Source organism: Acinetobacter sp. FY683 (assembly GCF_059515885.1).
The window spans coordinates 1-11,819 of sequence record NZ_JCAKNA010000021.1; the positions used below are offsets into that span (position 1 = coordinate 1).

Annotated in this window: 11 protein-coding genes; 4 read left to right on the forward strand and 7 right to left on the reverse strand. The window is 37.3% G+C overall.

What is annotated here, in order from left to right; all coding sequences use genetic code 11:
* Positions 1–1,173: elongation factor Tu (gene tuf / locus AC5YDH_RS10970; RefSeq protein WP_496119460.1), on the forward strand; the 1,173-nt coding region annotated here is incomplete at its 5' end.
* Between the two features lie 133 nt (positions 1,174–1,306).
* The gene (rimI, locus tag AC5YDH_RS10975; protein ID WP_496119538.1) at positions 1,307–1,768 is read left to right on the forward strand and encodes a ribosomal protein S18-alanine N-acetyltransferase; all 462 of its coding nucleotides are present in this window, start codon (positions 1,307–1,309) and stop codon (positions 1,766–1,768) included.
* Between the two features lie 19 nt (positions 1,769–1,787).
* Here rimI and AC5YDH_RS10980 read toward each other — a convergent pair whose 3' ends face one another.
* The 4 genes from AC5YDH_RS10980 to trxB form a co-directional block, all read right to left on the reverse strand.
* Positions 1,788–2,603: an arginyltransferase gene (locus tag AC5YDH_RS10980; protein WP_496119462.1), complete on the reverse strand. Its 816-nt coding sequence runs from the start codon at positions 2,601–2,603 to the stop codon at positions 1,788–1,790.
* A 19-nt stretch (positions 2,604–2,622) separates the two neighbouring features.
* The gene (aat, locus tag AC5YDH_RS10985; RefSeq protein ID WP_496119464.1) at positions 2,623–3,354 is read right to left on the reverse strand and encodes a leucyl/phenylalanyl-tRNA--protein transferase; all 732 of its coding nucleotides are present in this window, start codon (positions 3,352–3,354) and stop codon (positions 2,623–2,625) included.
* A 60-nt stretch (positions 3,355–3,414) separates the two neighbouring features.
* Positions 3,415–4,962: a methyltransferase regulatory domain-containing protein gene (locus AC5YDH_RS10990; RefSeq protein ID WP_496119466.1), complete on the reverse strand. Its 1,548-nt coding sequence runs from the start codon at positions 4,960–4,962 to the stop codon at positions 3,415–3,417.
* 113 nt (positions 4,963–5,075) lie between these two features.
* Positions 5,076–6,029 carry a thioredoxin-disulfide reductase gene (trxB, locus tag AC5YDH_RS10995; protein ID WP_496119467.1) on the reverse strand — a complete coding sequence of 318 codons (954 nt, stop codon included), beginning with the start codon at positions 6,027–6,029 and terminating at the stop codon, positions 5,076–5,078.
* 250 nt (positions 6,030–6,279) lie between these two features.
* On the opposite strand from trxB, the gene AC5YDH_RS11000 reads away from it, so the two are divergent.
* Both AC5YDH_RS11000 and AC5YDH_RS11005 read left to right on the forward strand, forming a co-directional pair.
* Positions 6,280–9,375 carry a DNA translocase FtsK gene (locus AC5YDH_RS11000; protein WP_496119469.1) on the forward strand — a complete coding sequence of 1,032 codons (3,096 nt, stop codon included), beginning with the start codon at positions 6,280–6,282 and terminating at the stop codon, positions 9,373–9,375.
* A 92-nt stretch (positions 9,376–9,467) separates the two neighbouring features.
* Complete coding sequence (locus AC5YDH_RS11005) at positions 9,468–10,091, forward strand: LysE family transporter (protein ID WP_496119470.1); 624 nt, start codon at positions 9,468–9,470, stop codon at positions 10,089–10,091.
* Between the two features lie 60 nt (positions 10,092–10,151).
* Here the strand turns inward: AC5YDH_RS11005 and AC5YDH_RS11010 are convergent, their stop codons facing one another.
* From AC5YDH_RS11010 to minD, 3 genes are all read right to left on the reverse strand, one after another.
* Positions 10,152–10,439: a PA4642 family protein gene (locus tag AC5YDH_RS11010; protein WP_496119472.1), complete on the reverse strand. Its 288-nt coding sequence runs from the start codon at positions 10,437–10,439 to the stop codon at positions 10,152–10,154.
* A gap of 245 nt (positions 10,440–10,684) precedes the next feature.
* Positions 10,685–10,957 (reverse strand): cell division topological specificity factor MinE, encoded by a 273-nt coding sequence (gene minE / locus AC5YDH_RS11015; RefSeq protein ID WP_496119474.1) that lies wholly within the window; start codon positions 10,955–10,957, stop codon positions 10,685–10,687.
* Position 10,958: 1 nt separating this feature from the next.
* The gene (minD, locus tag AC5YDH_RS11020) at positions 10,959–11,771 is read right to left on the reverse strand and encodes a septum site-determining protein MinD (RefSeq protein WP_496119475.1); all 813 of its coding nucleotides are present in this window, start codon (positions 11,769–11,771) and stop codon (positions 10,959–10,961) included.
* Between the last annotated feature and the right edge of the window lie 48 nt (positions 11,772–11,819).

Genomic DNA, 11,819 nt, shown 5'->3' on the forward strand with positions numbered 1-11,819 from the left:
GAACGTAATAAGCCACACGTTAACGTGGGCACAATTGGTCACGTTGACCATGGTAAAACTACTTTAACAGCTGCAATTGCAACTGTATGTGCTAAGAAATTTGGTGGCGAAGCGAAAGACTACGCTGCAATTGACTCTGCACCTGAAGAAAAAGCACGTGGTATTACAATTAATACTTCACACGTAGAATACGATTCTCCAATTCGTCACTACGCTCACGTAGACTGCCCGGGCCACGCGGATTATGTTAAAAACATGATTACTGGTGCTGCTCAAATGGATGGCGCGATCCTTGTATGTGCTGCGACTGATGGTCCAATGCCACAAACTCGTGAACACATCCTTCTTTCTCGCCAAGTAGGTGTTCCATACATCGTTGTATTCTTAAACAAATGCGACCTTGTTGATGATGAAGAATTACTTGAATTAGTAGAAATGGAAGTTCGTGAACTTCTTTCTACTTATGACTTCCCAGGCGATGACACTCCAGTTATCCGTGGTTCTGCTCTTGCTGCGCTTAACGGTGAAGCTGGTCAGTTCGGTGAAGATGCAGTTGTTGCTCTTGTTGAAGCTCTTGATACTTATATCCCAGAGCCAGAGCGTGCTATCGATCTTCCATTCCTTATGCCAATCGAAGATGTATTCTCTATCTCAGGTCGTGGTACAGTAGTAACTGGCCGTGTTGAGACTGGTATTGTACGTGTTGGTGAAGAAGTTGAAATCGTTGGTATTAAAGATACAGTTAAAACAACTGTAACTGGCGTAGAAATGTTCCGTAAACTTCTTGACGAAGGTCGTGCGGGCGAGAACTGTGGTGTTCTTCTACGTGGTACTAAGCGTGAAGACGTTCAACGTGGTCAAGTACTTGCTAAACCAGGTGCAATCAAGCCGCATACTAAATTCGACGCAGAAGTATACGTACTTTCTAAAGAAGAAGGTGGTCGTCATACTCCATTCCTTAACGGTTACCGTCCACAGTTCTACTTCCGTACAACTGACGTAACTGGCGCTATCGCTCTTCAAGACGGCGTAGAAATGGTTATGCCTGGTGACAACGTAGAAATGTCAGTAGAATTAATCCACCCAATCGCAATGGACCCAGGTCTACGTTTTGCGATCCGTGAAGGTGGTCGTACAGTTGGTGCTGGTGTAGTTGCTAAAGTAACTGCATAATCGCTGATTGTGTGAAAAAAGCGCCTCTTTGAGGCGCTTTTTTTATATTTGAAAGAATAAAGAAACTTAGTGTTTCGCATCTAATCTAAAATTAATTATACTTTCCATTGTTTTAGTTTCTAAAGTACGAATGATGATTCGTTTAATGCAAGTTGCTGATGTGGATGCAGTCACGCAGATTGAAAATTTGGTACAAAGTCATCCATGGACTAAAAAACAGTTTTTAGAGTCTGTTGAGTCATATCAAAGTACAGTCTATGAAGAGAATGGACAGGTAGTTGGTTTTTGTATTTTACAACCCGTCTTGGATGAAGCTAATTTATTATTAATGGCTGTACACCCGAGTAAGCAGGGTAAAGGTATTGGATTTAAGTTATTAGATTATTCATTGAATCATTTAAAGAATAATCCTATTCAAATATTCTTAGAAGTCCGAGAAAGTAATTTATCTGCAATAGCACTTTATGAAAAATCTGGATTTCATCAAATTGATTTAAGAAAAAATTATTACCCTAAAGGTAATGGTGAAAAAGAGCATGCTGTTATTATGGTGAAATCATGCAGTGATGATTTTGCAGCATTATTCAAATCATAATAGATAGAGTCATCATCATTTATTTAATAATAGAGTGATTCCAACCTGTTGGAAGTATATTCATAAGTGAATTTCCTAGGTTTTGTATTTCATCCTTGGTTAATGTGCGGTTGAGTCGTCGCCATTGACCATCTAGCATTAAGTCGAGTGGGATAAATTGAGACTTATAGTTCATTTTATTGGAGTGTGGCACCCAATAACCTAAGTAGAGATACTGTAATCCTAAGCTACGTACATATTCAATTTGTTTTAAAATTGCAAAAGTGCCTAAAGAGCGTTTGCTTTCGTTAGGATCAAAAAAAGTATAAACAGCAGATAAACCATCATCGAGTTGGTCGCAGGTAGAAACAGCAATCAATTTACTATTCAGACGAAATTCAATAAAAATACTATCTGTGCAGCTAATGACTAAAAATTTTTCGAATTGTTCGTGAGTTGGTGGGAACATATCGCCATCGGAATGACGTTCACGAATATATCTTTCATAAAGTTCGTAATGTTCATTTGTTGCTTCATGTGTTGAAATAATGTTGATTTTTAGATCTTGATTTTTTTTCCAAGCTTTTTTCTGAATACTATTCATCTTAAATTCTTGAGCTGGAACTCTTGATGATATGCATTGGCGGCATAAATGACATTCAGGGCGATAAGTAAAATCACCACTACGTCGAAAGCCTACTCTAGATAGTTCTGAAAGTGTGACAACATCAATTTTATGAGTAGGGTCTAAAAAAACCATACGTGCAGTTTTACTGGGTAAGTAACTGCAACTATGTGGTGGGGTAATGTAGTACTGCAATTCATTGAGTAGGGATTTCGGTTGATACGAATTCATAAAAGATCCCTCTTAATTATCATTCGAATAAGTGTAAGTCGTTATTCAGTGCTATTGTTTTACTTGAAAATACACTGTCTTTATATATTTGCCAATCTATTTGAGGTTGCTTTATCACTTCTTGTAAAGATTTTAAATAATCTTGGCGAGAAAGTGTGCCTGCACCAAGACTAAGTAGGTGATCATTGACCAATTGGCAGTCAATCCATGGTAGTTGATTTTGTTTGCCAATCAGCATGAGGACATAAAATGCCATTTTTGAAACATCTGTTTTAGTGCTAAACATCGATTCACCAAAACATCCATGTCCAATATTTACGCCATAAAGTCCGCCAACTAGCGTTAAATTATCCCAAATTTCTATGCTGTAGGCATAACCTGCTTTAAAAAGTTCACAGTAAGCGTGAATAATATCCTCACTAATCCATGTTTCTTTTGCATAACTGCGTGGAAGTGAGCAAGAACGAATGACATCTTCAAAAGCGTGATTTACTTTAATTTGATAATCAAACTTTTTCATATTTCTAATAAGTGATTTACTTGGATGATAATGCTTGGGATCAATAATACAACGAGGTTCAGGGCTCCACCAACAAATAGGTTCTCCCTCTGAGAACCATGGAAATAGTCCGTGAGTATAAGCTTCATAAAGGGTAGATGCTGATAAGTCAGCACCTATACAAATTAATCCTTCACCTTCGGGATCGACTTCAACTGGATTGGGGAAAATAAACTGCGAAGGTGGGAGCATAAGGGGATCATCTACAGAACCAGTCTTTATATTAGCCGATCTTGTAGATGATGTTAACGTTTAAGCGAAAAGCTTTAATTGTTCTGCAATTTTTAGTTTGTCTGAATCAATGAAAGTTTGTGCTTTTTCTTGCACAATTTTGAGACTTTTTGCTGTGTCCGAAACAGTATTTCCATTTTCATCTAAAACCAATAGGTTAAGTTGAGCTAATGTTGATAGTGCGAAAGTCGCAAATTGCTTAGCTGTTTTCATGTTTTCTAGGAAATATGCACGATAGAATAATTGACTCAAATGATCTACAGGTATGCCAATGCCCGAGTATGGGTTTGAAATAATGGAGTAATTACTATGGAAACTCGATTGTTCTAGAAAATATTGATTGAGTCGTTGGCATTGTTGAATCGTTTGTTCAGTAGGCTTATCTAGGCAAGGTTGCATGAAGCCTAAATGACATAGAACGGTCATTGCATTTAAAAGTTTATTTGATGGAATATTAAGCTCAGTTTGGACTTTTTCAAAAGATATAGGCACATAATTATTCTTTTTAAAATGCTCCGCTAAAGGTTCATAAATTTCTGGAATTAGGTTGAATTCACCCAAATAACCAGCGATTTTTTTGGGAATATGATGCGGTGCGGTTAATAAAACAAATGATATTTTTTTCATTTTTTCGATCACTTGATTCATCGTTAAAGTATTTTTACCACGAATAAAAAGGTCACGTCTAAATTGAGAATTCGTGAAATAATCACGACATTGTTCTTTGAACACAGGGTGTTCAATAGCATTTAAGAATTGTTGATGCTCCTCACTAAAGTTAATGTTATCTAAATGAGAGTTTAAATCTGTTGAGCCTGCATAGCTAAGTTTAACCGCCTCTAAAGTATGCATGACTTGTTGGAATGAAAAACATTGCCAATCTTGGTTTAAATATTCATGAATTAAATAGTTTGGATTTTGGTTTTTAAGCTCGAGCACTTTATTAATTGCATTTGGGTTTCGTTTTGCAAAGTTCGGTTCTAATTTAAGTAAAGCTTCGCTAAAGTTGAGTGAATCTTTAACTTTTTGTAGGGGGTTATGGCTTTTGCTATTAAATTTGAAATGGCTATGAAATAACTCTCGAATAGGCATATTTGCAGCCCAACCAGTAAGGCAGTTATAGCTAACATACACAATACCGCTTGGCTTTAAATACTTACGAATAAACTTCAGAATAGTGGCTTGGTTTTCGTGACTAATCCAACTCCAAATACCGTGTAAACTTATGCTATCAAATTGTGGTAAGTCGGTATTAAGCAACTCCTCAAAACTAGAATCATAAAAATGATGCTGGATACCTGTTTTTTCAGCCAACATGTTGGCATGAGCAGCATGAGCAGGATTAAAGTCGGTACCATAAAATATACCAGTTGATGATGCGGCATGTAGGTTTAAGCTAACTCCTTGACCAAAGCCAAGTTCACAATGTGTTTGATTTTCATTGTTTTCTAATGTGTTTATTCCATTTAAAAGTAAACAAAATTTTTGATAATTTGGGCTTAAATCTTTGTAATAGCCATAGGTATAATTTACTTCGGTTTGATAGCCATCAGTCCAATTTGTTGTCATTATAATTTCCTAATGTTATTTATTTAGTTATCTTTTTATAAAGTAATTTATTTTTACAAAAAAGAAAACCACCAATAATGGTGGTTTTTTATGCTAAGTGATTGATTAAATGATTATTCACCTAAAGCATCAAGGTATTTTTCAGCATCTAAAGCCGCCATACAGCCTGAACCTGCCGATGTAATTGCTTGACGATAGATACTATCTGCAATGTCACCTGCAGCAAATACGCCAGGAATTGAAGTTTGAGTTGCATTACCTGCCGTGCCACTTTGTACTTGGATATAACCATCACGAAGCTGTAATTGACCATCAAACATTTCACTGTTTGGTTTGTGTCCAATAGCAACAAACATACCTGTTACATCAATATTTTGTGTTGAATCATCTTTTGTAGACTGAAGACGTACAGACGTTACACCTGTGTTATCACCAATGACTTCATCAACTTGGTGATTCCAAATAATGCTAATTTTACCTTCTTTTTCTTTTGCAAAAAGATGGTCTTGTAAAATTTTCTCTGAACGTAAAGTATCACGACGGTGAACAAGTGTTACGTGAGATGCAATATTTGAAAGATAAAGAGCTTCTTCAACAGCAGTGTTACCACCACCTACAACCATTACTTTTTGGTTTTTATAGAAGAATCCATCACAAGTTGCACAAGCACTTACACCTTGACCCATGAATTTGGCTTCAGACTCTAAACCTAAGTATTGTGCAGTGGCACCTGTACAAATGATAAGAGCATCACAAGTGAATTCTTCCATATCACCTTTAAGTACAAAAGGACGTACGCTTAAATCAACTTCGTTGATATGGTCATATACAATTTCAGTACCAAAACGCTCAGCATGGGCTTGCATCTGTTCCATAAGTGCAGGACCTGTTAAGCCTTCAGCGCCACCTGGCCAGTTATCAACTTCTGTAGTCGTTGTTAATTGACCACCAAGTTGTAAGCCAGCAATAAGTGTTGGTTTAAGGTTTGCACGAGCAGCATAAACAGCAGCGCTATAACCGGCAGGGCCAGAACCAAGAATAACCAAACGTGAGTGACGAGCGCTCATCTGTTGAATCCTTTTTTATTTAGAAATTTGTGAAATTATACGTGAAACTGTATAACAGTTGTGTGAGATTAAAGTCGATATTATTGATCATATAAATCGATTTGAACTATATAGAGAATGTTAAAAACATACTCACATTATCTTGCATCTTTTTTTTGTGAACAGGTGCATAATATAAAGTTAATTATCTGCATACTCGAATTGGGTTTGCGACAAAAAATACGATGAATAATTGGTTACAGGATAGTATATGACAGCGGTGTCGAGTGCGTATGCACAACGCTTTATAATCACATTATTTTTAATCTCGTTTGGGATTTATCTGTTCCTTGCAACAGTAACATATACACCTTTTGATCCGGGTTGGATGCATGTTTCTAGTGACACGCAAACAGTTTCGAATGCAAGTGGGGTAGTTGGGGCTTGGCTTGCAGATTTGTTGTTCGGCTTTTTGGGCTGGGCAAGTTTATTAGTGCCTTTATACTTTTTTATTGAGGCAATTCAATTATGGTGGCCAAGAAGCTTTTTAAATAAGCCATTTCGTTATGCCGCCCAGTTTTTTATTATTCTATCGACATCAAGTATTTTGTATCTATTTTGGAATGTTCCTGCAGATACGCTTGAAAATGCTTCAGGTGGCATAATTGGTTATGAGTTAGGTCGAAGCCTTTCTGCACTTTTAACCATTTATGGTGCTAGTCTATTTTTAATTGTGTTCTGGTTGGTTTTATTTACACTCGCGTTTGGTGTGAAGTGGAATAAAACATGGAGCACAATGAAAGCAACTCCTGCTTATTTACAAGATTTGTTTTATAGAAAAGTACCAGAGGCAGACACTCATTTTAATTCGAAGCCTATTCAAGAAAATGAATCTACAACTTCAACGCAATTAGAATCTAAACTCATTAAAGCTGAAGCAGTACCTTTGGCGACTGTTGCTACATCTGTGGCAGCGCATGACCATGTTGCCAATCGTTTATTTGACGATATGGTAGATCGTGAAGCACGAGAAGATCATATTCAACATGAGCAACAACAAGATCAAACACACTTTTCTCAATTTACTCAAGATGATGAATTAGAACTTGAACAAGAGCTTGAAAAAGCACATCAACTTGAACAAGAACGGAATAAAGTTGTTGAAACGGGTGATGTCTGGCGTGCTATTCATGATGATTCAGAACAAAAACATAAAAATGATATCAATGAATTATTAAAAGCATCTCAAGATATTCGTCAGGGTTATGAAACTTCTGTGCAGCCAAATACTCAAGTTGATGATTATCAACCAACAGTAAACAAGCAAAACATTAATTGGGATGATGATGAAATTTTCGATGAGCTTTTAGCCGTTGTACCAAGTGCAAAAACAGCAACAGATGTACATACGCCATTTAATCATAGCGAAAATGTGAGTCATGTAGCCGTAGATGTAGACAATGTTGCAAGTCCTGCTGTTGCAACCGCAACACTACAAGCAGCTTCAGCTGTAGCCCCAACAGTTACACCTACGCATATTTCTTTTGATGACTTAGATGATTTCTTACTTGATGAAGCGAATGAAGTTAAACCTGTAGAACCGCAAGGTGCTGCGACAACTACAAGTAGCTACGCTCAATCTTCATCTTTTGTAAATGCAAAAATTCAAACGCAGGTGCAAGCACCAGTTTCATTACTTACAGATGATGAAAAGCAGTTAATTAGTTCAAATAAAGATGCATTTCGTGAAGCTTGGCAAGATACAACAGGTGTTGCTGAGCAAGATGAGCTTGTAGAAGATGATTTTGATTTAGATGCACCTTTAACAGATGCATTTGGTCGACCAATGTCACGTGCAATGCAAGTGGCAGAAAAGCGCCGTGATTTACCAACGCTTCCAGGCTTGGAAATTTTAGACAAAGTCGATCCGAATAAAAAAGTAAATTTTACTGCGGAACAATTGGCACGTTTATCTGAATTACTCGAAATTAAACTTCAAGAATTTAACGTTAAAGCTAAAGTTATTGAGGCGCAACCAGGTCCTGTTGTTACACGTTTTGAGCTTGATTTAGCACCAGGTGTAAAAGCCTCTAAGGTCACCAATATTTCACGCGATTTAGCACGTTCTATGTCAATGGCATCGGTACGTGTAGTCGAAGTTATTCCGGGTAAACCCTATATTGGTATTGAAGTGCCAAATAGCACACGTGAAATGGTGCGTTTAATTGAATTACTTGAAACACCCGCATATCGTGATCCAAATGCCTTATTAAGTATGGCAATGGGTAAAGATATTTCAGGAAATCCTGTACTTGCCGATTTAGCTAAAGCACCGCATATGTTGGTCGCAGGTACAACGGGTTCGGGTAAATCAGTTGCTGTAAATGCAATGTTATTGTCGATGTTATTGAAATACACGCCAGAACAATTACGTTTAATTATGATCGATCCGAAGCAGCTCGAGCTTGCGAACTACAACGATATTCCACATTTGTTAACACCAGTTGTGACAGATATGAAAGATGCAGTTAATGCATTGAATTGGTGTGTAAATGAGATGGAGCGACGTTATAAGCTCATGTCTTTAATGAAAGTACGTAAATTAAGCGATTTTAACCGTAAAATTGAAGATGCCATTGCGAGTGGTGAAGATTTAATTGACCCAACGTGGAAGCCTGACGACACAGCAACGATAAATCGTGCACCACGTTTACAACCTATGCCGTTAATTGTGATTGTTGCCGATGAATTTGCAGATATGATTATGCAAGTAGGTAAAAAAGCAGAAGAAATGATTACACGTTTGGCGCAAAAATCTCGTGCGGCAGGTATTCATTTATTACTTGCGACACAACGTCCAACGGTTGATGTTGTAACAGGCTTAATTAAGGCAAACATCCCAACACGTGCGGCTTTACGTGTAAACAGTAAACTCGATTCACGTACTATTCTTGATGCAGGTGGGGCGGAAGACTTACTTGGTCATGGTGATATGTTGTTCCTTGGACCTGGTAAAATTGAGCCTGAACGTGTACACGGTGCATTTATTTCAGATGATGAAGTGAACCGTATTTGTGATGCTTGGCGTGAACGTGGTGAACCAAATTATGTCGATGAAATCTTAACACCATATGATGAAGAGCCAACATCGCGTGGCTTTGAAGATGGTGATGGTGCATCTGATCGTGATGCTTTATATGATCAATGTGTCTCCTTTGTACTAGAAACACGTAAAGTTTCGACATCTTCCTTACAGCGTAAATTTAGCTTGGGTTATAACCGAGCTGCACGTATTGTCGACCAAATGGAAGAAAGTGGTATTGTGAGTGCAATGGGACCAAATGGTAAGCGAGATATTTTGGTTTAATTCATGTATTGAATAAAACTTTTTCTTGTTCAATTGAAAATTAGCTTAAAGCAGTTTGTATAACAAGCTGCTTTTTATTGTGAGAATATCGAATGTTGTGGGCTTTATTAACGCTGTCTTTTATCCATTTATGTGCTTTGGTGACACCTGGGCCAGATTTTTTTATGGTGTCTCAAACTGCAATTAGCCGCTCACGTAAGCAAGCTATTTTTGTTGTGTTAGGAATCACATGTGCGATTTTTTTATGGGCATTATTTGCACTTCTAGGATTAAATTATATTTTTGAAAAATTTGTCTGGTTACGTAAAGTTTTATTGGTTTTAGGTGGAATTTATTTATGTTGGTTAGGTTTCCAAATGCTTAAGTCAGCATTTGCTAAGAAAACTGAAACTGCTGAGATAAAAGAAATTGTGCTACCTAAAAGTAACATGCGTTTTTTCTTACAAGGATTATTCACCAATTTATCAAACCCCAAAGCAGTCATCTATTTTGGTAGTGTGTTTTCAATGTTCCTTGCTAACCCGATGTTGAATGAATCACATACACTATTATTGGCTATTGTGACGGTAGAGAGCCTTATTTGGTTCTTATTTGTGGTGTTTATTTTCTCTTTACCAAGTTTTAAACACGCATATCAAAAGTCTACAAAATGGATTGATGGAGTAGTGGGCGGTTTGTTTAGTACTTTTGGTGGTTATTTAATTTTTAGTAAATAAAGATAAAAGTTTAGAAAATAAAAAAGACCGCAATAAGCGGTCTTTTTTATTTAAAGGCATTTAAGCAAATTGAGCTAAAACTTCTAAAAATTCTGCACTTTGACGTGGGTATTCAGCAATCACATCATGAATGCGTTGACCTTCAGGATTCGTAGCATTGACATCACGACCATCTGCAACAAATTGTGTTAATAGGCGTGTGTAGTCAAATGGACGCATGTGCTTGAATGCATGGTAAAGCACATAAAAGTCAGCATTTACACCTTCAGGAGGAAGCTGAGTTAAATAGGCAAATACACGCTCATCTGACCATTCTTCATTAAACGTTGCTGGTTGAGACAATGCCATTACTAGCTCCTTGGTATTTATATATCAATAAAAAAGGGCAAAATATGAGTAAGCAAGTGACTTGGTAATTTAATTTACTTCGTCTATTCAAAGCGTAGCTTTTCATCTTGCGGCTGAGAATGCATATTTTGCAATCTAGCCCACTCGAAGCATCGCTTCTCATCTTGCGGCTAGGCAAAGTATACTTTGCAATCTAGCCTCATATTTTGCCCTGATTTAAATTGCTTGACTAATCAAAAATCAGATTAACGCTCTTCAGGCAAATTGATATTCATTTCAAGCATTTCGATGTTTGCTTCAGAACGAACAGACATTTGAATATGTTGTTCATCTACGCCACGAACATAGCGATTAACCACTTGCATGATTTCTTTTTTCATTTGATCAATTTTATCTTGGCTTAAGCGTTTACCAAGACCTTGTTCAGATGCAACGATAACTTTTAAACGATCTTTTGCCATTTGTGCACTAGAAGGTTTGTCTTCGCTACTAAATAACTTACTCCAGAATCCAGCCATCTTATGCTCCAAATAAACGTGCTAACCAACCTTTAGGCTTAACCGTAATATGACGGTAAGGGCGATCTTCACCAAGGAAACGTGCAACTAAGTCATCGTAAGCTTGTCCTGCAGACTCTTCTGTAAATAAAATTACAGGCTTACCTTCGTTAGATGCTTGTAAGACACTTTTACACTCAGGAATAACACCAAGTGTTGGAATGCGTAAAATATCTTTAGAAATATCGTCAATTGTTAACATTTCTTGTTTATCTGCACGTTCAGGATTGAAACGTGTAATACATAAATGCTTACGAATACGACCTTCGTTTTGCTCTACCTTTTTGGTTTTGCTATCTAGCATACCAATAATACGATCTGAGTCACGAACAGAAGAAATTTCAGGATTTGTTACAATAATTGCTTCATCTGCATGATACATGGCTAAAATAGCACCACGTTCAATCCCTGCAGGTGAGTCACAAATAATATAATCAAATTCTTGTGAAAGTTCATCCATTACGCGAGCCACGCCTTCATCCGTTAAGGCATCTTTATCACGTGTTTGTGAGGCAGGTAAAATAAAGAGATTTTCAAGATCTTTATCTTTGATTAATGCTTGTTGCAAACGAGCTTCGTTATTTAATACGTTTACGAAATCATAAACGACACGACGCTCACACCCCATAATTAAATCTAGGTTACGTAAACCTACGTCAAAATCGATAACAACTGTTTTGTGGCCACGTTGGGCTAAGCCTGTAGCAAATGATGCGCTCGTTGTAGTTTTACCTACACCGCCTTTGCCTGATGTTACGACAACAATTTTCGCCACCGAATCCACTCCTGTAATGGTTTCAAATTCCCCTATTGTTTGGGGCTT